The 24,435-nt window shown below is 49.6% G+C and carries 22 protein-coding genes and 1 other annotated feature; of the genes, 13 read left to right on the top strand and 9 right to left on the bottom strand.

Features of this window, described 5'->3' with window-relative positions; genetic code table 11:
• Nucleotides 1–39 precede the first annotated feature (39 nt).
• The 3 genes from ACMYSP_RS21210 to ACMYSP_RS21200 all read right to left on the bottom strand — a co-directional run bounded on the left by ACMYSP_RS21210 (nucleotide 40) and on the right by ACMYSP_RS21200 (nucleotide 3,438).
• On the bottom strand, nucleotides 40–1,398 hold the full coding sequence (locus ACMYSP_RS21210) for an APC family permease (RefSeq protein ID WP_123755020.1): 1,359 nt from the start codon (nucleotides 1,396–1,398) through the stop codon (nucleotides 40–42).
• Between the two features lie 288 nt (nucleotides 1,399–1,686).
• On the bottom strand, nucleotides 1,687–2,577 hold the full coding sequence (locus ACMYSP_RS21205) for a LysR family transcriptional regulator (protein WP_434584019.1): 891 nt from the start codon (nucleotides 2,575–2,577) through the stop codon (nucleotides 1,687–1,689).
• A 36-nt stretch (nucleotides 2,578–2,613) separates the two neighbouring features.
• Nucleotides 2,614–3,438, bottom strand: coding sequence for an SDR family oxidoreductase (locus tag ACMYSP_RS21200; RefSeq protein ID WP_434584017.1), 825 nt, complete (start codon nucleotides 3,436–3,438; stop codon nucleotides 2,614–2,616).
• Between the two features lie 175 nt (nucleotides 3,439–3,613).
• Between ACMYSP_RS21200 and hisL the strand changes: the two genes are divergently transcribed.
• The 13 genes from hisL (at nucleotide 3,614) to ACMYSP_RS21135 (ending at nucleotide 14,464) form a co-directional block, all read left to right on the top strand.
• On the top strand, nucleotides 3,614–3,664 hold the full coding sequence (hisL, locus tag ACMYSP_RS21195; protein ID WP_004899375.1) for a his operon leader peptide: 51 nt from the start codon (nucleotides 3,614–3,616) through the stop codon (nucleotides 3,662–3,664).
• Nucleotides 3,640–3,762 (top strand) — a sequence feature (His leader region). Its footprint overlaps the gene before it by 25 nt.
• Nucleotides 3,763–3,808: 46 nt before the next feature.
• On the top strand, nucleotides 3,809–4,708 hold the full coding sequence (gene hisG, locus ACMYSP_RS21190; RefSeq protein ID WP_123755023.1) for an ATP phosphoribosyltransferase: 900 nt from the start codon (nucleotides 3,809–3,811) through the stop codon (nucleotides 4,706–4,708).
• A gap of 55 nt (nucleotides 4,709–4,763) precedes the next feature.
• Nucleotides 4,764–6,068, top strand: a complete 1,305-nt coding sequence (gene hisD / locus ACMYSP_RS21185) for a histidinol dehydrogenase (RefSeq protein ID WP_434584016.1) — start codon at nucleotides 4,764–4,766, stop codon at nucleotides 6,066–6,068.
• A complete protein-coding gene (hisC, locus tag ACMYSP_RS21180) occupies nucleotides 6,065–7,126 on the top strand; it encodes a histidinol-phosphate transaminase (protein ID WP_434584015.1) in 1,062 nt (353 codons plus the stop codon). The genes hisD and hisC overlap by 4 nt, the downstream gene beginning before the upstream one ends.
• Nucleotides 7,123–8,190 (top strand): bifunctional histidinol-phosphatase/imidazoleglycerol-phosphate dehydratase HisB, encoded by a 1,068-nt coding sequence (gene hisB / locus ACMYSP_RS21175; RefSeq protein ID WP_434584013.1) that lies wholly within the window; start codon nucleotides 7,123–7,125, stop codon nucleotides 8,188–8,190. Before hisC ends, hisB begins: the two co-directional genes overlap by 4 nt.
• Nucleotides 8,190–8,780, top strand: coding sequence for an imidazole glycerol phosphate synthase subunit HisH (hisH, locus tag ACMYSP_RS21170; RefSeq protein ID WP_434584012.1), 591 nt, complete (start codon nucleotides 8,190–8,192; stop codon nucleotides 8,778–8,780). Before hisB ends, hisH begins: the two co-directional genes overlap by 1 nt.
• The gene (hisA, locus tag ACMYSP_RS21165) at nucleotides 8,780–9,517 is read left to right on the top strand and encodes a 1-(5-phosphoribosyl)-5-[(5-phosphoribosylamino)methylideneamino]imidazole-4-carboxamide isomerase (protein WP_434584011.1); all 738 of its coding nucleotides are present in this window, start codon (nucleotides 8,780–8,782) and stop codon (nucleotides 9,515–9,517) included. Before hisH ends, hisA begins: the two co-directional genes overlap by 1 nt.
• On the top strand, nucleotides 9,499–10,275 hold the full coding sequence (hisF, locus tag ACMYSP_RS21160) for an imidazole glycerol phosphate synthase subunit HisF (RefSeq protein WP_434584010.1): 777 nt from the start codon (nucleotides 9,499–9,501) through the stop codon (nucleotides 10,273–10,275). The genes hisA and hisF overlap by 19 nt, the downstream gene beginning before the upstream one ends.
• A complete protein-coding gene (gene hisIE, locus ACMYSP_RS21155; protein WP_434584009.1) occupies nucleotides 10,269–10,868 on the top strand; it encodes a bifunctional phosphoribosyl-AMP cyclohydrolase/phosphoribosyl-ATP diphosphatase HisIE in 600 nt (199 codons plus the stop codon). Before hisF ends, hisIE begins: the two co-directional genes overlap by 7 nt.
• 609 nt (nucleotides 10,869–11,477) lie before the next feature.
• A complete protein-coding gene (locus tag ACMYSP_RS21150) occupies nucleotides 11,478–11,834 on the top strand; it encodes a GtrA family protein (RefSeq protein ID WP_434584007.1) in 357 nt (118 codons plus the stop codon).
• Nucleotides 11,835–11,837: 3 nt separating this feature from the next.
• On the top strand, nucleotides 11,838–12,773 hold the full coding sequence (locus ACMYSP_RS21145; RefSeq protein ID WP_434584006.1) for a glycosyltransferase family 2 protein: 936 nt from the start codon (nucleotides 11,838–11,840) through the stop codon (nucleotides 12,771–12,773).
• The gene (locus ACMYSP_RS21140; protein ID WP_434584004.1) at nucleotides 12,763–13,245 is read left to right on the top strand and encodes a hypothetical protein; all 483 of its coding nucleotides are present in this window, start codon (nucleotides 12,763–12,765) and stop codon (nucleotides 13,243–13,245) included. Before ACMYSP_RS21145 ends, ACMYSP_RS21140 begins: the two co-directional genes overlap by 11 nt.
• The gene (locus tag ACMYSP_RS21135) at nucleotides 13,229–14,464 is read left to right on the top strand and encodes a hypothetical protein (protein ID WP_434584003.1); all 1,236 of its coding nucleotides are present in this window, start codon (nucleotides 13,229–13,231) and stop codon (nucleotides 14,462–14,464) included. The genes ACMYSP_RS21140 and ACMYSP_RS21135 overlap by 17 nt, the downstream gene beginning before the upstream one ends.
• A 92-nt stretch (nucleotides 14,465–14,556) precedes the next feature.
• On the opposite strand, the gene ACMYSP_RS21130 is transcribed toward ACMYSP_RS21135, so the two are convergent.
• The 6 genes from ACMYSP_RS21130 to rfbC all read right to left on the bottom strand — a co-directional run bounded on the left by ACMYSP_RS21130 (nucleotide 14,557) and on the right by rfbC (nucleotide 24,426).
• A complete protein-coding gene (locus tag ACMYSP_RS21130) occupies nucleotides 14,557–16,347 on the bottom strand; it encodes an HAD family hydrolase (protein WP_434584002.1) in 1,791 nt (596 codons plus the stop codon).
• Nucleotides 16,348–16,379: 32 nt separating this feature from the next.
• Nucleotides 16,380–20,588 (bottom strand): glycosyltransferase, encoded by a 4,209-nt coding sequence (locus ACMYSP_RS21125; protein WP_434584001.1) that lies wholly within the window; start codon nucleotides 20,586–20,588, stop codon nucleotides 16,380–16,382.
• A gap of 81 nt (nucleotides 20,589–20,669) precedes the next feature.
• Nucleotides 20,670–22,067, bottom strand: coding sequence for an ABC transporter ATP-binding protein (locus ACMYSP_RS21120; protein ID WP_434584000.1), 1,398 nt, complete (start codon nucleotides 22,065–22,067; stop codon nucleotides 20,670–20,672).
• Nucleotides 22,057–22,851 (bottom strand): ABC transporter permease, encoded by a 795-nt coding sequence (locus ACMYSP_RS21115; RefSeq protein ID WP_074166511.1) that lies wholly within the window; start codon nucleotides 22,849–22,851, stop codon nucleotides 22,057–22,059. The genes ACMYSP_RS21120 and ACMYSP_RS21115 overlap by 11 nt, the downstream gene beginning before the upstream one ends.
• Nucleotides 22,852–22,941: 90 nt before the next feature.
• Nucleotides 22,942–23,874, bottom strand: a complete 933-nt coding sequence (locus tag ACMYSP_RS21110; RefSeq protein ID WP_434583999.1) for a glycosyltransferase family 2 protein — start codon at nucleotides 23,872–23,874, stop codon at nucleotides 22,942–22,944.
• Nucleotides 23,875–23,877: 3 nt separating this feature from the next.
• Complete coding sequence (gene rfbC / locus ACMYSP_RS21105) at nucleotides 23,878–24,426, bottom strand: dTDP-4-dehydrorhamnose 3,5-epimerase (protein WP_434583998.1); 549 nt, start codon at nucleotides 24,424–24,426, stop codon at nucleotides 23,878–23,880.
• Nucleotides 24,427–24,435 lie beyond the last annotated feature (9 nt).

The following is a 24,435-nucleotide window of genomic DNA, read 5'->3' as shown; positions in this document are numbered from 1 at the left end:
CCGGAGGTTTCCCCCCGGCTTTTTTATCACAACGTGTATTTACGCCACGTCTTCGTACTGCGGAACCGGGTTGCGGAAACGCTTGGTCACGCAGGCCAGGTATACCAGGCCAATGGTGCCCCAAATCAGACCCAGAACCATAGAGCTCTGCTCCAGGTTAACCCACAGAGCGCCTACGGTCAGTGCGCCACAGGACGGCAGCACCAGGTAGTTGATGTGGTCTTTCAGCGTCTTGTTACGCTTCTCACGGATCCAGAACTGCGAAATCACCGACAGGTTAACGAAGGTAAACGCCACCAGCGCACCAAAGTTAATCAGCGCCGTTGCGGTAACCAGGTCGAATTTAATCGCCAGCAGCGCAATCGCGCCAACCAGCAGCACGTTAAACGCCGGGGTACGCCATTTCGGGTGAATATAGCCGAAGAAGCTGGTCGGGAACACGCCGTCACGGCCCATCACGTACATCAGGCGAGAAACACCCGCATGTGCGGCCATACCGGAAGCCAGAACGGTGACGCTGGAGAAAATCAGCACGCCCCACTGGAAGGTTTTGCCCGCGACGTACAGCATGATTTCAGGCTGCGAAGCATCCGGATCTTTAAAGCGCGAGATGTCCGGGAAGTACAATTGCAGGAAGTAAGAGGCACCGATAAAGATCATGCCGCCAATCAGCGCGGTCAGGAAGATAGCCTTCGGGATCACGCGCTCTGCATCTTTGGTCTCTTCAGACAGCGAAGAGATGCCGTCAAAGCCGAGGAACGAGAAGCACAGAATGGTCGCCCCGGTAATCATCGGCACCACGTGGGCCCCTTCGGACCAGAACGGACGGGTGCTGGTCAGCGTACCGGCACCTTCACCGTGCATCACACCGTAGATGATCAGGCCGACAATCACCGCCACAATACCCATCTGCAGAACCACAATCAGGGTGTTGAAGTTCGCCACAGCCTTGATGCTGCGCAGGTTAGAGACGGTCATGAAACCGACCAGTGCGACCACGAAGATCCATGACGGCACGGAAGGCATCAGCGCTTCAAAGTAAATTTTTGCCAGCAGGATGTTGATCATCGGCATGAACAGGTAGTCCAGCAGCGATGACCAGCCAACCATAAAGCCCACTGTCGGGCTGATAGATTTCTGGGCGTAGGTATAAGCGGAACCCGCTGACGGGAAACGACGAACCAGTTTGCCGTAGCTCAGTGCCGTAAAGAGAATCGCGATCAGCGCGAAGGCGTAGGCCGTCGCGACGTGACCGTCAGTCAATCCAGAGACGATACCAAACGTATCGAACAGCGTCATCGGCTGCATATAGGCCAGGCCCATCATTACAACCGGAATCAACGTAAGCGTTTTACGTAATTCCACGCGAGAGGTTTTTGGAGTAGCGTTATGCGACATGGTGGTTATCCCCTTTCACGGCGAATGCCATCGCGTAAGCAAAAAATTGCCCCATTTCAGTGTATTCCTCAGCGACAACGACTGTCGGTTTTTAGTAAATATCTATCCGGTACGAAGCCCGGCCTCTTGTATTGAATGATGTGCCTTGAAAGCAAAAAAATAACCGACACTTCAAAAAGCGTCGGCTAAATTCCATTTTTCAGGCCGCGTATTTTGCAACATTTTCTGGTCGGATGACAAGATGTTGAAAAGCCAAATTGTCACTACATTTATTTAACAGCTTAATATTCATACGTTTTTAGTATGATAGATTGTATGGATAGCATTATTTGCTAAAATTTCGCTGCGCCACCAGTCACAGGAACGCCCGCTCGCCTGGTCGTTCCAGCCCACCCATGCCCGATGCGACGGAAAATGGGAGGCGACGACCTTCTCCACCAGCTCGCCACTCTCCAGTTGGGCGCGAACCAGATACTGCGGTACATACCCCCATCCCAGCCCGGCAGCGATCAGCATCAGTAGTCCCGGATAGTCACACGCCACCAGGCAGTCCTGGTCGTCAACCGGCGGCCACTGTCCGTCGATCGCAATCGCCCGATGGCGCTTCAATACCCGCCAGCTCAGCGGCGCGGTGATGGCGGCAAGCGGATGCTGCGGGGCAACTACAAGACCATACGGCAGTTCGCCCAGCAGACTGAAGCTGTAGCCACTCATCGTTGGAGGATCGCTGACCACACCCAGCACCATATCCGCCCGTCCCTGAACCAGCGCATCCCAGCCATGGGACGATGCTTCGCGAAGAAACCGCAGTTGTGCGAGGGTATGTTGCTGATAGAACTGACTCACCAGCGGCGCCAGTAAAAAGAAAGGGAACGCCGCATCCACGGCCAGCACCAGGGTATTTTCCCATCCCTGATGCAGTTTAATTGCCTGTTTTTCCAGTTCGCGGGCGGTATGCAAAACCTCGCGGCCCTTCTCCAGCAGCATCTGCCCGGTGGGCGTAAAACGTGCCCGATGACCGCTGCGGTCAAGCAGCTGAATATTCAGATCGCTTTCCAGCTTGTGAATGGTATAGCTCAGCGCAGAGGGGGTTTTGTACAGCTTTGCCGACGCCGCGGCAAAGCTCCCTTCTTTATCCAGAGCATCAAGAATAACGAGGACATCCAGCAGTGGTTTCATCGCCGCCCCCTCAGGTACGCGATTACCGCTGGCGGATCACTCCATCGGCATTACCAGCGGGTCGGGGTACTGATATTCGAACCCCAGTTCGTAGCAAATTCGGTTGCCATCGATGATCTTACCCGGCCCGCTATTCGGATTATCGGCAAATACCGGTGCCGGCAGCCCCAGTTCGCGCGCCATTTGCGGGTAGAACACGCCGCGCGCCGGATGTTTGGGCGCACATATATTATAGATGCGTCCGCCCTTCGGAGCCTGCAACAGCAGTTCGATGGCCGAAACCACATCCTGCAAATGCACGAGGTTCACGCCATGTTGACCGTCCGGCGCCGATTTCCCGGCAAAGAAGCGTCCGGGATGACGGGATGGCCCCACCAGCCCCGCCAGACGCAAAATATCCACCGACGTTCCCGGCAGGTTGTGCAGCCAGTCTTCCAGTTCTTTCAACACCCGGCCGCTGGCGGTCTGCGGGTCGCGCGGTGAATTCTCTTTTAGCGTCCCGTTGGCATTGCCGTAAACGGAAGTGGAGCTGGTAAATACGATGCGCGGAATATGGTAGGCCAGCGCCGTATCGACAATCTCCTGTACCGCCTGCAAATAAAACTCTTCACCCGGCCCGCTACGCCGCGCCGGTAAGGTGATCACCAGCGCATCCACTTTCATCAATGCATCCAAATCATCGGCATCGCAGACCAGCTGCGGCTCCAGGCGTAGCGGATAGCTATCAATACCGCACATCCTCGCCGCCTCCACGCCATCCCGGGTGGTTTTGCTGCCGGTGACCTGCCATCCGCGTGCATTTAATGACAAAGCAAGCGGCATGCCCAGCCATCCTAAACCGACAATTGCGACCTTTTTCATACCTGGCTCCTGACTCTTTCGCTGTGCTGCTATAAGGCTACGCCAGCCAACCGTAACTGACAATTTCTTCAGTGAATATGAAATGAATTAATGATAGTAAAAAGCCCTTGCTTTCTGCGCTTGAAGTGGTTTAGGTTAAAAGACATCAAATGCATAGTCATTCAAAGAGAATTTTATGAACCGCGTTCAATTTAAACACCACCATCATCACCATCATCCTGACTAGTCTTTCAGGCGATGTGTGCTGGAAGACATTTAGATCTTCCAGCGGTGCATGAGCGCGAAATGAGCCCCCGGAAGATTCACTTCCGGGGGCTTTTTTTTGAACCAAATTCGGACAGATTCAGACAGGAATTAAGAGGAAATAAGAATGTTAGACAACAGCCGTTTACGCATAGCTATTCAAAAATCAGGCCGCCTGAGTGAAGATTCACGCGAATTACTGAGCCGTTGTGGCATTAAAGTGAATTTGCACACCCAGCGCCTGATTGCGCTGGCGGAAAATATGCCAATCGACATTCTGCGTGTGCGTGATGACGATATCCCGGGCCTGATTATGGATGGCGTGGTCGATCTGGGCATCATCGGCGAGAACGTGCTGGAAGAAGAGCTGCTGAGCCGTCGCGCTCAGGGTGAAGATCCGCGCTATTTCACACTGCGTCGTTTAGATTTTGGCGGCTGCCGCCTGTCACTGGCGACCCCGGCAGATGAAAGCTGGAACGGCCCGGCGGCGCTGGATGGCAAACGCATTGCCACCTCTTACCCGCACCTGCTGAAGCGCTACCTCGATCAAAAAGGCATCTCCTTTAAATCCTGCCTGCTGAACGGCTCTGTAGAAGTTGCTCCGCGTGCCGGTCTGGCCGACGCGATTTGTGACCTGGTCTCCACCGGCGCAACCCTCGAAGCAAACGGCCTGCGCGAAGTGGAAGTGATGTTCCGTTCCAAAGCCTGCCTGATTCAACGCGATGGCGAAATGGCCGAGGCTAAACAGCAACTGATTGACCGTCTGCTGACCCGTATTCAGGGCGTGATTCAGGCGCGTGAATCGAAATACATCATGATGCACGCGCCAACCGAGCGTCTGGAAGAAGTCGTGGCCCTGCTGCCGGGCGCCGAACGTCCGACCATTCTGCCGCTCGCGGGTGATAAGCAGCGCGTGGCGATGCACATGGTCAGCAGCGAAACGCTGTTCTGGGAAACCATGGAAAAACTGAAAGCGCTGGGTGCCAGCTCCATTCTGGTACTGCCTATCGAGAAGATGATGGAGTAATCCAGGCGGAACAGGCCTGCGGGCCTGTCTCAGAAAGTAGACAGGGGAAACGACCATGAGCTTCAACACAATTATCGACTGGAACAGCTGTAGCGCAGCACAACAGCAACAACTCTTAATGCGCCCGGCCATTTCCGCTTCCGACAGCATCAGCAAGACGGTGTCGGAGATCCTCGCCAACGTCAAAGAGAATGGCGATGCAGCCTTGCGCGAATACAGCGCAAAGTTTGATAAGACCGATGTCAAAACACTGAAAGTCACAGAAGAAGAGATTGCCGCCGCCGGCGCGCGCCTGAGCGATGAGCTTAAACAGGCCATGGCGGTTGCAGTGCGCAATATCGAGACCTTCCACAACGCGCAACAGCTGCCGGGCGTCGATGTGGAAACCCTGCCGGGCGTGCGCTGCCAGCAGGTAACCCGCCCCATCGCATCGGTGGGATTATATATTCCCGGTGGCTCGGCACCGCTGTTTTCGACGGTGCTGATGCTGGCGACTCCGGCACGTATTGCCGGATGCCAGCAGGTGGTGCTGTGCTCGCCGCCGCCGATTGCCGATGAAATTCTGTATGCCGCCCAGCTCTGCGGCGTGCGCAATATCTTTAACGTCGGTGGCGCGCAGGCCATCGCCGCGCTGGCGTTTGGCACCGAGTCAGTTGCTAAAGTCGATAAAATCTTTGGCCCAGGCAACGCCTTCGTCACCGAAGCCAAGCGCCAGGTCAGCCAGCGTCTGGACGGCGCCGCCATTGACATGCCCGCCGGCCCTTCTGAAGTGCTGGTGATTGCCGACAGCGGTGCGACGCCAGATTTTGTCGCCTCAGACCTACTTTCTCAGGCCGAGCACGGCCCGGATTCGCAGGTTATCCTGCTGACGCCGGATGCCGCGATGGGTGAACGCGTCGCCCTCGCCGTTGAGCGCCAGCTGGCTGAACTGCCGCGCGCCGACACCGCTCGCGAAGCGCTCTCCGCCAGCCGGATTATCGTTGCCCGCGATCTGGCACAGTGCGTGGAGATTTCCAACCTGTACGGACCGGAGCACCTGATTATTCAGACCCGCCAGGCCCGCGATCTGGTTGACGATATCACCAGCGCCGGTTCCGTGTTCCTCGGCGACTGGTCGCCGGAATCCGCCGGCGATTACGCCTCCGGGACCAACCACGTGCTGCCGACCTATGGCTACACCGCCACCTGTTCCAGCCTTGGACTGGCGGATTTCCAAAAGCGCATGACCGTGCAGGAGCTGTCACGCGAAGGCTTTGCCGCCCTCGCCTCGACCATTGAGATTCTGGCCGCTGCCGAACGCCTTACCGCCCACAAAAACGCCGTTACGCTGCGCGTCGCAGCCCTTAAGGAGCAAGCATGAGCATTGAAGAGTTAGCCCGCGCCAATATCCGTGCGTTGACGCCGTATCAATCTGCTCGCCGCCTGGGCGGTAAAGGCGACGTCTGGCTGAACGCCAACGAATTCCCGACGCCGGTCGAATTCCAGTTGACCGAGCAGACCCTGAACCGCTATCCGGAACCGCAGCCGAAGGCGGTCATTGAGAACTATGCGCGCTATGCCGGGTTGAAGCCGGAGCAGGTGCTGGTGAGCCGCGGCGCCGATGAAAGCATCGAGCTGCTGATCCGCGCGTTCTGCGAGCCAGGGCAAGACGCGGTGCTCTACTGCCCGCCAACCTACGGCATGTACAGCGTCAGCGCCGAGACCATCGGCGTGACCTGCCGTACGGTCCCGACTCTGGCCGACTGGCAGCTCGATCTGCCGGGGATTGCCGCCAGTCTCGACGGCGTGAAGCTGGTCTTTGTCTGCAGCCCCAACAACCCAACCGGGCAGATTATCAACCCTGACGATATGCGGGAACTGCTGGAGATGACCCGCGGCAAAGCCATCGTGGTCGCCGATGAAGCCTACATTGAGTTTTGCCCGCAGGCGACGCTGGCCGGCTGGCTGAGCGACTATCCGCACCTGGTGGTGCTGCGCACGCTGTCGAAAGCGTTTGCTCTTGCCGGCCTGCGCTGCGGCTTTACCCTGGCGAATACCGAGGTAATTGCGCTGCTGATGAAAGTCATCGCGCCCTACCCGCTTTCGACGCCGGTGGCCGACATTGCCGCCCAGGCACTGAGCGAACAGGGTATTGCCGCGATGCGCGCCCGCGTGGCGCAGATTGTTGCCGAGCGTGAGTACCTGATTAGCCAGCTGAGCGGCATTCCCTGCATAGAGCAGGTCTTCGGCGCCGAGACCAACTATATTCTCGTGCGTTTTAAAGCCTCCAGCGCGGTATTTAAATCTTTGTGGGATCAGGGCATTATCTTACGAGACCAAAATAAACAACCTTCATTAAGCGGCTGCTTGCGTATCACTATCGGTACCCGTGCTGAGAGCCAGCGCGTGATTGACGCTTTGACTGCGGAGAATGTATGACCCAGAAGTTTCTCTTTATTGACCGTGACGGTACGCTGATTTCCGAGCCACCGGTTGATTTTCAGGTAGACCGCTTTGAAAAACTGGCCTTTGAGCCGCAGGTGATCCCTGTTCTGCTGAAGCTCCAGCAGGAAGGTTACAAACTGGTGATGATCACCAATCAGGATGGTCTGGGTACCGACAGCCTGCCGCAGGCGGAATTTGACGGCCCGCACAACCTGATGATGCAGGTCTTTGCTTCTCAGGGTGTCGAATTTGATGACGTGCTGATTTGTCCGCACCTTCCATCCGACAACTGCGACTGCCGCAAGCCGAAAACCCAGCTTGTTCTGCCGTGGCTGGAAGATGGCGTGATGGATAAAAGCCACAGCTTTGTCATCGGCGACCGTGCTACCGACATTACGCTGGCCGACAACATGGGCATCACCGGCCTGCGCTATGACCGCGAGACGCTGAACTGGCCGACGATCTGCGAGCAACTGACCCGCCGCGATCGCTACGCCCACGTCGAGCGCGTCACCAAAGAGACTCAGGTAGATGTGAAAGTCTGGCTGGATCGAGAAGGCGGCAGCAAAATCCACACCGGCGTCGGTTTCTTCGATCATATGCTCGATCAAATCGCTACCCACGGCGGTTTCCGCCTGGAGATTAACGTCGGCGGCGATCTCTACATTGACGATCACCACACCGTGGAAGATACCGGCCTGGCGCTGGGCGAAGCGTTGAAGCTGGCGCTGGGCGATAAGCGCGGGATCAACCGTTTTGGTTTCGTACTGCCGATGGACGAATGTCTGGCCCGCTGCGCGCTGGATATCTCCGGGCGCCCGCACCTGGAATATAAAGCCGACTTTGCCTATCAGCGCGTTGGTGACCTGAGCACCGAGATGGTTGAACACTTCTTCCGCTCGCTCTCCTACACCATGGCGGTGACGCTGCACCTGAAAACCAAGGGCAAGAACGACCATCATCGCGTCGAAAGCCTGTTTAAAGCCTTTGGCCGTACCCTGCGTCAGGCGATTCGCGTTCAGGGCGATACGCTCCCCTCTTCGAAAGGAGTGCTGTGATGAACGTGGTGATCCTCGATACCGGCTGCGCCAACCTCAACTCGGTAAAGTCAGCGATCGGACGCCACGGCTATGAGCCAGCGGTCAGCCGCGACCCGGATGTGGTGCTGCGTGCCGATAAGCTGTTTTTACCCGGCGTTGGTACCGCGCAGGCGGCGATGGACCAGTTGCGCGAGCGCGAGCTGATTGAGCTGGTGAAAGCCTGCACCCAGCCGGTGCTCGGTATTTGCCTCGGCATGCAGCTGCTGGGGCGTCGCAGCGAAGAGAGCAATGGCGTCGATCTGCTGGGCATCATCGCAGAAGATGTGCCGAAAATGACCGACCACGGTCTGCCGCTGCCGCATATGGGCTGGAACCGGGTCTACCCGAAGGCGGGAAATCGTCTGTTCCGCGGCATTGATGACGGCGCCTATTTTTACTTCGTCCACAGCTATGCGATGCCGGTAAATCCTTACACCATTGCGCAATGCAACTATGGCGAGCCGTTCACCGCCGCGGTGCAGCAAGATAACTTTTTTGGCGTCCAGTTCCACCCGGAACGCTCGGGCAGCGCCGGTGCGCAGCTGCTGAAAAACTTCCTGGAGATGTGATGATAATCCCGGCTTTAGATTTAATTGACGGCACCGTCGTCCGTCTCCATCAAGGCGATTACGGCCAGCAGCGCGACTACGGTAACGATCCGCTGCCGCGGCTGCAATCCTACGCCGCGCAGGGTGCAGAAGTCCTGCATCTGGTGGATTTAACCGGCGCGAAAGACCCGCAGAAGCGCCAGATCGCCCTGCTGAAAACGTTAGTTGCCGGCGTTGATGTGCCGGTGCAGGTCGGTGGTGGCGTGCGCACGGAAGAAGACGTCGCTGCACTGCTGGATGCTGGCGTCGCACGCGTGGTGGTCGGTTCAACCGCGGTGAAGTCCCCTGACGTTGTCAAAGGCTGGTTCAAACGTTTTGGTCCGCAGCATCTGGTGCTGGCGCTGGACGTACGCATCGATGACGAGGGCAATAAACAGGTGGCCGTGAGCGGCTGGCAGGAAAACTCCGGCGTAACCCTGGAAGAGCTGGTTGAGAGCTATCTGCCGGTCGGTTTGCAGCACGTCCTGTGTACCGATATTTCTCGCGACGGGACCCTCGCCGGGTCGAACGTATCGCTGTATGAAGAAGTGTGCGCCCGCTACCCGCAGGTGGCATTCCAGTCCTCCGGCGGCATTGGCGATCTGAATGATATTGCCGCGCTGCGCGGAACCGGCGTGCGCGGCGTGATCGTCGGTCGTGCGCTGCTGGAAGAGAAATTCAACGTAACGGAGGCCATTCAATGCTGGCAAAACGGATAATCCCCTGCCTCGACGTTCGCGATGGTCAGGTAGTGAAAGGCGTGCAGTTCCGTAATCATGAAATCATTGGCGATATCGTCCCTCTGGCAAAGCGCTATGCCGACGAAGGCGCCGATGAGCTGGTGTTCTACGATATCACCGCCTCCAGCGATGGCCGGGTGGTCGATAAAAGCTGGGTGTCGCGGGTCGCGGAAGTGATCGATATTCCTTTCTGCGTTGCCGGCGGGATTAAGTCGCTGGAAGATGCGGCGCAGATCCTCTCCTTCGGCGCGGATAAGATTTCGATTAACTCCCCGGCGCTGGCGGACCCGACGCTGATTACCCGTCTTGCCGACCGCTTTGGCGTGCAGTGTATTGTGGTGGGTATCGATACCTGGTTTGATGCCGAGAGCGGCAAGTATCACGTCAATCAATATACCGGCGATGAGAGCCGTACCCGGGTCACCCAGTGGGAAACCCTCGACTGGGTGCAGGAAGTACAGAAGCGCGGCGCCGGTGAGATCGTCCTTAACATGATGAACCAGGACGGGGTGCGCAACGGTTACGATCTTGAGCAACTGAAGAAAGTGCGCGCCGTCTGCCGTGTGCCGCTGATCGCCTCTGGCGGTGCGGGCACCATGGAACATTTCTTCGAGGCGTTCCGCGATGCCAACGTCGATGGTGCGCTGGCAGCCTCGGTGTTCCACAAACAGATTATTAATATTGGTGAACTGAAAACGTACCTGGCAGCACAGGGCGTGGAGATTAGGGTATGTTAAGTGAACAGCTGGACTGGGAAAAAACCGACGGCATGATGCCGGCCATCGTGCAGCACGCCATCTCTGGCGAGGTGCTGATGCTGGGCTACATGAATCAGGAGGCACTGGCGCAGACCGAAGAGAGCGGGAAAGTCACCTTCTGGTCGCGGACTAAGCAACGTCTGTGGACCAAAGGGGAAACTTCCGGCAACTTTCTGAACGTGGTGAGCATCACGCCGGATTGCGACAACGATACCCTGCTGGTGCTGGTAAACCCAATCGGCCCAACCTGCCATAAAGGCACGTCCAGCTGCTTCGGCGAGGCTGGCCACCAATGGCTGTTCCTGTACCAGCTCGAGCAGTTGCTGGCCGAGCGTAAACATGCTGACCCGGAAAGTTCGTATACCGCCAAGCTGTACGCCAGCGGCACCAAGCGTATTGCGCAAAAAGTCGGGGAAGAAGGTGTGGAAACGGCACTGGCGGCAACGGTGCATGACCAGTTTGAGCTGAAGAACGAGGCATCGGATCTGATGTATCACCTGCTGGTACTGCTGCAGGATCAGGGGTTGGATTTGACGGCGGTGGTAGAGAATCTGCGTAGCCGGCATAAATGATGCTTCAGGCAGGGTTAAACTGACGTTATCTAAAAAGTAGTTTTCAGATAACCCTTGGTTAATCTCATCATCAGTATTCCTGATTTTGTTAGCCGCCTTAAAACAAAATCAGGATTTTCTATCTAAGACCTCTCGTCAGATATCGAATAATAAGAGGGTATATTTTCTCGGTTCCTGATGCGAACTCATATTATTTGCATAAAAACCCACTGATTAAGACCCTTACCCATAGATACAAAACCAAGTAAAATCAATTACCTACACACAATCAAGCATCAGAAATTGCGGATAACCCCTGAACGCTTTCTGAAAAATCTTATATTTATCAAATCTGTACAAAAGTTATCCTCGCCCTATTGCATCATCGTTCCACGCGCCGAAAAATAATAAACAGAAAGATACGAATTATCCGACAGAACTATACATTCACGAATGAAAAATATAAGATACTGCCCTTTGTTTTATGTTGGCGTTGATATTAAAACATGCATTCTACAATACATCTGGATCATCAATCTGCAACCAGAGAGTAACGAGCAAGAGATTTTTTAACATTTGCATAATGACAGTTGTAGTGCAAATCTATTCCCCTACTGTTTAGGATGAAACATGCTCCAGTTGTTTGCCAGATATACGTCGATTGGCGTCGTCAACACGTTGATACATTGGGCTATTTTTGGTCTGATTCATGCGCTTGGTGCCGGGCAATCCCTTTCAAATCTGATTGCATTTAGCGTGGCAGTGACGTTCTCTTTTTTTGCCAATGCCAAATGGACGTTCAAAGCACAAGCAACAACAGCACGATACACTATGTACGTTCTGTTTATGGGGGCCATGGCTGCATTCATCGGGTGGATTGCAGATAAGATGCATATCCCGGCAGTAATGACGCTTATTGTATTTTCAGCTATCAGTCTGGTGTGTGGTTTTCTCTATTCCAGATTATGTGTGTTCAGGGACAAATAAAACATGAAAGTATCTTTGATTGTTCCGGTACTCAATGAAGAAGAAACGATCCCCCTTTTTTACAGTGCCGTTCGGGGCTACCAGCCACTCAACAGCTATGAAATTGAGATTGTTTTCATCGATGATGGAAGTACTGACTCAACATTGCAGGTTGCCAGAAGTTTCGCATCCGAGGACCCGTTGGTAAAAGTGCTCTCATTCAGTCGCAACTTTGGCAAAGAACCTGCACTTTTTGCCGGTATTGAGTTTGCGACTGGTGAAGCCATTATCCCTATTGATGTTGATTTACAGGATCCGATTGAAGTGATTCCTAAATTAATAGAGAAATGGCGTAATGGTGCAGACGTCGTTCTGGCTAAACGAATGGACCGACGTTCTGATGGTCTTCTCAAACGTATCACGGCGGAGTGGTTTTATCGTTTACATAATAAAATTAGCTCCCCCAAAATTGAGGAAAATGTCGGCGATTTCCGTCTTATGTCCCGCGCTATTGTCGAGAACATAAAAAGATTAAAAGAGCGCAATCTTTTTATGAAAGGGGTTTTAAGTTGGGTGGGTGGAAAAACCGACATAGTAGAATACACACGGGCAGAACGTGTGGCAGGCAAAACAAAATTTAACGGCTGGAAATTGTGGAATCTCGCACTGGAAGGCATCACCTCCTTTTCCACTGTACCACTACGTATATGGACTTATATTGGCTTCATTGTTGCCGCAATTTCGTTTATGTATGGTGTGTGGATGATTATCGATAAACTGGTATGGGGAAATGAGGTTGCGGGATATCCTTCGATTCTGGTTTCGATCCTCTTTCTTGGTGGCGTACAGCTTATTGGCATCGGTGTCTTAGGTGAATACATTGGTCGAATCTATCTTGAGACCAAGCACAGACCACGTTATATCATTAGAGAGCAGAAGGATCTAAATAGTGAAGATTAATAAAGATAAAATTAATTCCAACATACTATTCCTTGTACTTTCGTCCGCATGTCTGATTATCATGATGGCTATATTTATAATATGGAACAAGCCCGTAATCGTTAACGATTGGCATGCGAAAAGTCTGACCAATGAAGTGCCAAAAATTAAATACAGCGTAGACTCATGTCGTGTCGACAAAGGAAACCTGCACATCAAAGGTTGGCTTTTTACCGAAAACAAACCCAACGATGGCACGCTAGTTATCACGGCAAAATACAGTAACAATGAGATTGTCATACCATCATTTACGTTTGAACGTGCCGATGTTTCTACAATTTTTAACAGAAACTTCATGTTTGACAAAGTTGGATTCAATGCTGCCATCAATCACTATTTTATCAAAACCTCGGAAGTGCCAACATTTAATTTTTATATTAAAGATAATAATGAAAAAATCAGTAAGGTGCTGAGCTATGAATGCAAAAAATAAATCTTTAGCTGACTTTGTTCTTTACTCGACGGTATTTATCGCATTCATTTTTCTTTTAGCAAAATTAAGACTAATGTCCTATGCTGATGATGTGACATTCTCTCACGCGCTGGATAACACCGACATCATCGATTATTTAATACAAAGATACAACACCTGGAGTGGTCGAATCGTCATTGAGGCGATCATGGTGTCGACGATTACCATATCGATTTTCTGGAAAATAATGATTCCAGCGTCTCTAATCGCCTCATCCTGTTTTCTATGGGCAATAACCCTTAAGGGCACAATCAAAAGAAACCTTGGCGTACCGATCGCTTTGTTGCTACTGCTGTGTATGAATGCTTCCGTTGCAGGTGACGCTCAGTGGTGGGTTACGGGATTTTATAACTATTTATTACCTGTTACCTGCGCTTTATTCCTGATCAATACACTGATGACATCTACCAGCGCTCGCCTGACAATCGCACTGGCCTTGATTTTATCATTTATCGCGACCTCGTCGGAGCAGGTTGCTGTTTTCTTGATACTGCTGATCCCGTTTCTTTTCCTGCAATCAGACCACTGCGGGCAGAAGAAAGTGGTCATTTCAGCGGCCTATATTGTCGTGATCATAGGTTCAGCCATCACGTTGTTAAGCCCCGGCTCCGCGGGACGCTTTACCGTTGAAGCTAGCCGATATATGCCACAGATTATTGACATGAACATTCTGCAAAAGGCCATTATCGGAGTAGACAGACTGGTTGAAAATATCGCACTAAATCGTAATATGCTTTTCATTGCGGCATTGGTTAGCCTGTTGGCGGTGATCATCAAAAAAGGCGAAAATAATTTATTCAGTAAATTATACATCGTCATCGCCAGCATCATGTTAATAACGACTATGACCGCACATTCATTTTATATGAAAGATATTGATTACCTGACCTACACCGAAAAATTCCATTCTGGAAATTTTGCAGATTTACGTATTTATGGCTGTTACTTTTTCTATATGTTAACGATCATAACCATGGCGGTGGGTTCTATTACACCTGATAAATCAGGTCAAAATTACCATGCATTTATTGTCATACTTTTGGGTAGTATCGTAACAATTGCTATTGGTCTCTCTCCAACCGCCTATGCATCAGGAGAAAGAGTAATGTATGTGTTTAACGTATCTCTGGTTCTTTACACATTATTAAACCTGAAGCAGTGCTTACCAGAAAAAGCATAACCCCCAGCGAGATAGAGATATAAAAAAAGGCCCCATAGGGCCTTTTTATTTAATATGGACTGTTTTAATCATGCAAAACATTTCGCATGAAATCACAAATAGTCGGTAGCAACCAGTTGCTTGTTCCGTGAACTTCCCCACGCATCGAAGTTTTTAAGGCTGGTTATGAGCGAGTATTTATCCCAGTTTTCCGTACTGGCTAACTCAATCATCGGCATCGCTAACATTTGCGGACTTAGCGATAAATCGAGCCGTTGCTGAGCAGGATAGAACACCTGAGCAAAGCGCTCACTACCACGACATAATGCGTTAACGGATGCGGACAGCCCTTGATCCGCACCACGGCCCGGATCTTCAACCGAGGTGACCGGTTCTCCCGGTAATAACCCAATAATAGAGGCGTGAGGGGCAGAAAAGAAGAATTCTACCGCGACTCTGGCGCTGTAAATCTTAGACACCAGCTCAGGACGACTATTCGAGCTATCAAAAAGCGCGGCCATATTCATCGTACTCTGTCGATGCAAACGTTCTGGGGTATCGGCGAGACAGAAATAATAGCCATAAATATCCACTTTCATAAATGCGCTAATTGCATGGCTGAAAGCTTCCTGAGTCGTACCACTCCATCCGACATCTACCACCGCAATTTTTTGGTGGTTTTTTATCCCAACTTGTCTCAGGTACTGGAATAGTGCACGACGATTACGCTGGCAAACTTTTAAAATCTCCCAGCGCCAGGCGTACAGAAACTCAACTAATTTATCATGTACTGCCGGGGTTATCGCAATGTCGTCGCCAAGGCCGAAGGCCTTCATAATCTCTGGTGCCGGAACCTTCACCCCAATTCTTTCAAGGACTTCACAAGGGGCCAGCCCATCGCTTCCAGAGACCAGAAAAGGAATATAGGCACTGAAATTACTGTCTGTGATTGCCGCGAGGGTAAACGTGGTACGGGAACCATAAAAATAATTAAATGGCGGTAGTTCCTGTTGCATTTGCTGGTTGGCAACCGAGGTCAGCACATAGCCGTCACGGGCGAAAAAGAGAATATGATCGATGCCGTCAGCTTGCGATTTTGTTTTGATCCATTCAAGAAAACCAACGCTGGCAGGTCCACCGGTTAAAAAGCCCAGCTCTTCATACGAGCCATACTCTATCTCCCGGGCCTCCATGCGTAGCAAGCCTTCAGCCAATGAGGTACTCAGGCTGACATTTTTCTTTTTTTCTCGAAAACGACTGGCAATGTAGTGGTAGCTCATCAGCCCTTTTTCGGCCGGACGCTTAAAATCTCCGATTTCACTATCACCAATATGCACAATCCTGGCTGCTGGCACACCCAGCTTTTCACTGACAAGAGTGAACAACTCACCGCAGTCACGCTTGGTTGCATTCTCATCTGCAGATGAAAAAACAGCCACGCCATTAATTTGCTGTTTTGCCAGAGCCTGATCGAAGAATCGCGCGGAAAAATACATATCCGAGATGATAACAACGCGTTTTCCAGCAGCAAGCAGCTGCTCAAACAGCGGGAACAACTCATAGTTAGGCTCAATAAGCTGTAGCTCCAGCTCATACTCTGCCTGCATCAGCGCATCTTTCGTGTACTGACAATCCGGGAAACAACTATAAATATTATCAAGGGTTATTTCTTTACGCCCTTCCCGAACCATAACGCCAAAAGCATCTGTTTGTGCCTGTTGGCGTTTAGCCCTGAAGTTTTCAATATTCAGTTTTTCACCTAAAAGGGTGAATGCATCTTCCGGGTCTGAAAGCGGGCGCAGATATAACGTATCAAAAAAATCGAATGAAACAACCTCAGCCGCATCAATCATTTTAGCCAGTTCAGGCTCACAATGAAGCTGGCCCATCGAAAGTTCGTCCATCTTTTACTCCAAATCTAAAATCCAGAAGCGACTCAAGCTGTTAAATCAAAGTTAATTCCATTCGGAGCTAAATTGACGTTGTAGAAAGGATCATACTGATAGAAATTAGGGTGCTTCTCATACAAACGACGTAACTCACTAAACAGACGCTCTTGTTTAACCGGGTCGACGAGGTCTAAACCGCGGCTAATCGATTCGTAGTGATAAAGTGTTACCGCCTGGCACACGACGTTATAGAAGCCATTTTTGGACAATGTAAAACATAAATCCACGTCGTTATACGCAATAGGGAAAGATTCATCAAACCCGCCGCTCTTCTGATATTTCTCACGCTCGATCATCAAACAGGCCCCGGTTACTGCCAGCCAGTTATATTCCAGCAGGTTACGCATGAAGTACCCCGGGCTATTGCTATCATGGCGCAAGAAGGCATGTACCGGGCCACACTGCAGGTTCAGCACACCAGCATGCTGAATTTGCTGAGTGCCTGGATATAACAGTTTTGCGCCGACAGCACCAATATGTGGCAGTTGCGCATATCCCGCCATTCGCTCCAGCCAGTCATCCACCAGCACTTCGGTATCATCGTTAAGGAACAGTAAAATGTCGCCTGACGATGCCGCAACCCCTACGTTGTTCAATTCTGAGAAGTTAAACGGGATATCGTGATGTATCACCTTCACACGCGGAACAGACGTTAGCTCAGAGAAATAAGCCAGTGTGGTTTCCGCCACTGAACCGTTATCTACGATGATAACTTCATAATGCTCATATTTCGTCTTCTCGATAATGGAATCAATACAACGACGTAGAACTTCCGCATTATCACGGGTAGGAATAATGATAGAAATCAGCGGGGTACCCGTCAGATGATAATTGACACGGAAATACCCTGGGACCTCCGTCACAGGCTCGACGGTCCCTTGTAACCCACGGCGTTTTAACGCATCAACACGCACTTGTCGCGACGCTTCGAGAACATAAGGCTTTGCAGCAATGTCTGATGCCACTGAAGCCGGAATGATTCGCCAGTGATAGAGGATTTTATCAATATGGCTAATGCGATCAGTATGCTCAGCAACTCGTAAGACAAAGTCCCAGTCCTGGCAGCCATCAAATTCTGACCGTAGCAGACCGGTTTTTTCCAACAGGCTGCGGCGAACACAGGACGCATGACAAGTAAACATCGTACTCATCATGGTATCAGGTGACCAGTCTGGTTTGAAATGCGGCTGAGTATAGTCGCCCGCTTCGGTCAACTTGTCCTCATCACTGTAAATGAAATCTGGTTGCTGCTGCTCGATGCACAGCGCCATTTCATACAGACAATCGACGGTGAGTTCGTCGTCGTGGTCAGCAAATACAATGAAATCGCCTTTTGCCGCCTTAATACCAAGGTTAGTCGCACCTGAAATACGCAAATTAGATTCCGCATGGATAATTCTAATCTGGGGATGTGAGATATTTTTCAGCGCTTTCTGAAGTTGCGGATCCGGACTGCAATCATCAGCAAGAATTAACTCCCAATGCGGGTACCATTGCGATGTGATTGATTTCAGCAACCCATCAAGCAGATCCAAAGGGGTATTATAAACAGGTATCACAATGGAGAAGAACGGTTTGCTTGCAATAGCTGCAATGCGTTCAGCCAGATCAACAGGCCGTGCTGGTTCAACGTAGCAGTATCCTGAACGCCCTGGTTTCAGGTGATAGCCTGTTTTGTTGTCGTATGAAATTGAAGCCGCAGGTACAGTATTCAAATTCAGATTTTCTTGTAAAACACTAATGCTACGCTGCTGCTTCAGACGAGCAATAACACCAGAAAATCCTTCCTGGCGAACATAATAAATGCCTTTTTGAGCAACAGCCTTTATCCCATGCTTCTGAATCAGTCCCGTAATCAGCCGATTCGCTTTTTTCAGCTTGAGATTTACCCCACCCGCAATACGGAGAGGTTTTGAGACTTTCCAACTAGTGGACTCTCTGAAATCATTGATGATGCTATTCAAAACCTGAATATGCCCAACATAGTTGGCCATCTGCGTGTTCTGTGAATCAACTTTTGCTTTTAACTCTAGCAACTCTGCCGTTAATTTTTGCTGAGCCTGCTGCAACTGGCTCAGCTCACTTTCGGTAAGTGCATGACTGCGGATTCTTTCCGCCAGGGCTTTGGCAACAACATCAGGGGCAGCCATCTCGAGACTAACGTCAACCGTTATCTGCTGACCAATAAACACTTCTGGTATCAAAATTTGCGGATCGTTAGAGTTGGAATAATACAGCACACCGTGCTCTAACGCGCATACCTCACAGAGATCCACATAGCTGGCAGTTCCATCATTCAGGGACCACTGGACACGACCCTCGCGATCTTTCACCTGCAGGTTTTCAATCAATATCCAACCGCTGGTTTCCGAAGGATCCAGTCTCAGATAGTTCTTTTCATTTGGGTTAACCGGTACATCTAGTGAATGTGAGACCGTCTGACCGAATTTGAGATTAAACGACGAGCTTTGCAACTGGGTAAATTCCTGCTCACCATTGCGGTAATAAAGACGCGCTTCAGAGGTGAGTGAGGACGCTCCGCTACTCAACGGTGCATCAGGGTTCCAGACGTCAAGATAAGACTGACTTAAGCCTGTAACCTGCTGCTGGAAAATAATTTCTTGCTCATTAAAGGTATTCAGTTCTGATTCATTAAGCGTGAAACCGCATTCCCTAATAACCTGAAGAATAAACTCCTGGCGGGTTATTTCAGGGTTTTCAGCCGGTAGCATTACCCGGGCACTTTGGCGTAAGAGGATATTGAGCGATCTGAATAAAAGATACGCTGTCTCAATTGGCTGAGGTGCCGCCCATTCGCAATCAAATAGATGAGGCTGGCCACTGTTATCTATGATGATATTCTGCGGTAACGCATCAATAAACTCGCCAGGAATGGTCTGATGGAGATCAGTTGAATATCCTTTACTAGCAAGCAATAACTGCAAATGCGCGAGGTATTCACGCAGCAAAGTAACAACCTGCGCTATACGCCATTCAGGTGAGGTGAACAATGTCACAAATTTAAAACTGAACGGAAGACCATTATGATAGACAGGTTTATCGACTATTCTACAGGTATAGTTGCCCTGCTCGGTTTCTGTCGACCCAGCAAGTTTTTCATAATGAATATTTACGACAGCATTGTCTGAAGAGAAAATCGTCTCTTTAACATATGCAGGTTTTCGCTGTGTACTGTAGTGATACGCTAAGATATTGGCATCAGTTGCCGGATAATCAGCAACGGTTGCAGCAATCAGAAACGAGTTGGCCAGGTCCATGCCAAGGTTATTTTTAAAGATAACCGGCCAGGCGTCGGTCAATGAAAAGTTCAGCATAGCCGGCAGTTGCGGGTCGGCGGCGACGGTTTGCCAGGCAAAGGCGCCAGCATCAAACTCACTAACTTTGCATCCACGTTCAGTGATGATCGAGGTCGGCATTTTATAATCTGGGAAAGGCGCCATAAACTCGACGGCATGATAGCCACTTCCTTTCAGCAGTTGCTCGATGGCAACTTTGCCATAAGTCTCTGGCTCGCCCGACTTATATCGCCCTTCAACACCGTACATAGGTTTTGCCAGATGATCTTCCGGCGCACCGGCAAAGTATTTGAGACCAAGCTGATTCTCAATAGCAATAAAAAGAAAACCATCAGGTTTTAAAAAACCTCTGATTTTCTCAAGCATGGCATTTGCGGCATGCTCAGCTGAGCTGAACATGCTGGCATATTCAAGCACACCAATCAGGGTGATCGCGTCGAATTTTTCATCGGTTTGAAAATCATCAAAACGTTCGGCGAGGACCGTAATATTATCCAGATCGCGGGTACGGCTGGACGCAATTGCAGCACGGCGCTGGCTGCCTTCAAGCGCAAGAATTTGCCCACCATTTTCACCAAGAAAACGGGTAATTGCGCCACACCCGGCGCCGATCTCCAGTACTTTACCTTTCAGCTTATCCTGGAATGGGCGTAAAATATTGCCGCGCTGGGAACTCAGATGATAAAGCGTCTGCCAGTCAACACATTGATTACGTAGTTCAGAGGAAAATATGGATATATCTTTCGCAGATGCGATGATCCTGGCTAATCGTTGTTCTTCGTAATCGCCATCACTGTATGAAATATCCTGATAATCGACTCGGGACCAGATTCCATGTTGTGCCAGAAATTTATAACCATTTTTTTCAAGATGAAACATATACTCAACCTATGCAAAATTTAAATCGGACGGTGTATTTTCTCATCCCGATTATGCTTGCTGAATTATTTAATAACCGAACTAAATTGATGAACACTTCATTTTAACGCCAAGATCAACCAGGCCAATAAATCCTGGCGTGGGTTCTACGGCTAAATGAATTGAATCATAACGACGGTCATGAGGTATGATGTTGCCTTCAATATCGCTACTTGCAATACCTACAGAAATAAAGTAGTCCCCTTGACTCAGTATTCCTGGGAATTCGATGGCAATAATATACTCATCCTTTGATGTGTTATCATCGACAAATTGAATATCTTGATATTCAGTATTGGTATTATAAATAGTCACGCCTTCTTTGGTTTTTATTGCAAAGCCAAAGATCGGCCTGATAATCAGTTGGTTGAATTTGATTCTAAATTTAAACTGGAGAAGCTGACCATTTCGGCAAATCGTCGGGTACTCTTCAGCATTTTGAACGAAATGATAGTCAACAATCTCAGCGGCACGATCACCCCAACGATACTCAGCACTGTTATAATTTGCTCGTTGCTCAAAACCAGCATCGCCATATTGCCAGGCGGGCGTTGTATTCTCAGACTGAGACTGCTGCTCAGAGGCCATTTCACGATCAAGACGCTCTTGTTCGCCTTTCGCTGCTTGGTCAATGGAATCAGAAAGTGACGCTTTTTCCGCATTCTCTTTTGGTGACTTTCCAAAGAGCAGATCAAGGTAGTGATTCACCACAACCCTTGGGGAATCCTGCAGCATTAACTCGCCATCGTTGAGCAATATTGCACTATCACAATGAGTCACAATCTGTTCCGTCGCATGTGACACAAACAGTATAGAGGTTCCATTGGCCTTTAACTGTTTCAGGCGAGCAAAGCATTTCGCCTGGAATTTTGCATCACCAACAGCCAAAGCTTCATCAACAATTAATATTTCGGGGTTAATCTGAGCCTGAACTGCAAATGCCAGCCTTACCAGCATCCCGCTCGAGTAAGAGCGAACCGGGGAGTCAATAAAGTGCCCAATATCCGCGAAAGCCAGAATGTCATCCAGTCGATTATCGACCTCAGCCTTCGTCAGACCAAGCAACGAAGCATTAAGATAGACGTTTTCACGGCCACTAAAATCATTATTGAAACCAGCACCCAACTCCAGTAATGCAGCAACCCGTCCATTAACCCTGACTTCACCAGACGTTGGCGTCAACGTTCCGGCAAGGATTTGCAGTAGTGTTGATTTTCCTGACCCATTTTTCCCAACAATGCCAATAGTCTGACCACGTGGCAATTTGAAGGAGATATCCTGGAGTGCCCAGAATTCATCATGGTAAACACGCGCCACGCGACCAAGTCGCTGATCAATTTTAGGTACAATAAAATCTTTTAAACGTCGAAGTGGATTATCATATACTTGATAGCATTTACTAATATTATCCACTTCAATTGCATAATCATTAGATGACATCAGCAAAACCCTTCCGCGTTTTCTGGAACCAGATATAGCTCAGCACCATTATGATAACTGAAATGAGGGTGTATACCGCCAGGCCAGCAAAATTAGGAAGCCCGCCCCAAATAATGACAGTTCGCGCTTGCTCAATGATGAAGGTAAGAGGGTTCAGCAAAACAATATGCTGGAATGATTTAGGAAGCGCTGATAATGGGTAAAAAACTGGCGAGAGAAACATGACCACTGTCATAATAATACCGATTGATTGGCCGATGTCTCTGATATAAACGCCAAGTGATGATAGCAACCAGGCCAGCCCCAATGTCAGAATAATCAGAGGCAAGAACACTAAAGGTGCAAATATTATGGTCCAATGAAGAAAACCATTAAATGTTATAAACGCGATAAGTAACACACAGAAACTAATAAAACTATGGAAAAGTACTGAAAGTAATGTCACAACAGGTAAAATTTCAAGAGGAAACACAACTTTCTTAACATAGTTTGCATGCTGGATGATGAGGCCCGGGGCTCGCATCAGCGTTTCAGCAAAGAATCCGTGGGTAATCATCCCCACAAAAAGAATAACTGCAAACTGGGTTTTTGGTTCATTAACGGCTCCAGCACCCCATTTCGCTTTAAAAACAACTGAAAAAACAATGGTATATACTGCAAGCATGAATATTGGGTTAATGAATGACCAAAACAGTCCCATCACTGAACCTTTATATCGCCCGCTAATATCTCGGCGGGTCATTTGATATATAAGGTTCTTATTACGCCATATTGAGGCAAGCATTTTATATAATGCTGTATTTTTTAAGGATAGATGACTCACTGGTATCCTCTTGCTGATTTAATGCTGTACTGGGAAAAGAAGTGGCCGTCGTTATAACTTCTTTAAAAGGACTGCCATAAACAAAGCAATATTACCTAGAGTAGTTTGTCGATAGGGTTTTAATGTACAAAAAACACGCAATCGATCGACCAGGCATGCGCTTCGTAATCTAATGAAATTTTCTAACTTAACTTTACTTTCAGGAGTTAAGTATTCATTAAGGCTCATCAGCAGATCAATATTCTTTTGATTCCAGTTTTTGAATTTACCATCCATCAACTTTCTGATGCGCAAAATCCTTGCCGCCATTGAAATATTAGAGCCAATGATATTTTGGCCATGTTGGCGATAAAGAATAGCAGGATGCGGGTCATAATACATATGACCATTGCAACCAGAAACAAGAATATAGATCCACCAGTCATGCGAGATAATTTCATCATAACACGGAGTTTGGGAGACCAACTCCCGTGCCTGATGATTCAGAATCATAGTATTCCCACCAGCGATGCTCTGCACTAGGGCATTACAAAAAGAGGGGGTATATTCGAATAATGGAGAAAAGCCAATAGGATGGCCGTCACCATCTATCAGTTGTGTACGGCCACAGTATACCGCTGGCTTATTTAACTCACTAAAACTGGCAAGATAACGGACTCCACGCTCAAGCTTATCGTCATACCAAATATCATCCTGGTCGCAAAAAGCAAAATAGTTACAGTCAGAGCCGTTATTTTGTAAAGAGGAGATAAAATTCCAGGCAAATCCTTTACGAGGACCATGTGTAATGTGTAGACGGCCTTCTCCTAACTGACGCTGGTACTCCTCTAGAATAGCGATGGTTCCATCCGTGGAACCATCATCTGAAACATAAATAACCCAATTTTTATAGGTCTGATTAATTATCGATTCAATCTGCTCCTTTAAATACTTCTCACCATTGTAGGTGCAGAGCAGGACCGCAATTTTATCGTTTATATTCATGAATTAATTATATACTTCAGCATCACTCAATAATAATCCATTCAGATCTTTTGCAGAAAGCTGAATATCTTCAATGTCAGGCCATTTGATGCCAATATCCGGGTCATTCCAGAGAATACTGCGCTCAGACTGTGGTGCATAGTAGTTGGTCGCTTTATAGACAAACTGCACCGTCTCGCTCAGGGCCATAAAGCCATGCGCGAACCCTTCCGGGATCCACAGCTGACGCTTGTTCTCTGCGCTTAGCACCACACCAACCCACTGACCAAAGGTCGGGGATGAACGACGTACGTCCACTGCCACATCGAACACTTCACCTTCGGTGCAGCGTACCAGTTTGCCCTGAGCATGCGGGGCCAGCTGATAGTGCAGGCCGCGCAGCACACCTTTCTGCGACTGCGAATGGTTGTCCTGTACAAACTCAACATGACGACCCACTGCCTCATCAAACACCTTGCTGCTGAAGCTTTCAAAGAAAAAGCCGCGCGCGTCACCGAACACGCGAGGTTCAAAAATCAGGACCTCAGGAATGTCTGTTTTAATAATATTCATATTAGTTGC

Origin of the sequence: Klebsiella sp. R390 (assembly GCF_051131745.1) — a bacterium.
Lineage (GTDB): Bacteria > Pseudomonadota > Gammaproteobacteria > Enterobacterales > Enterobacteriaceae > Klebsiella.
This window is presented reverse-complemented; position numbering and strand designations above follow the sequence as displayed.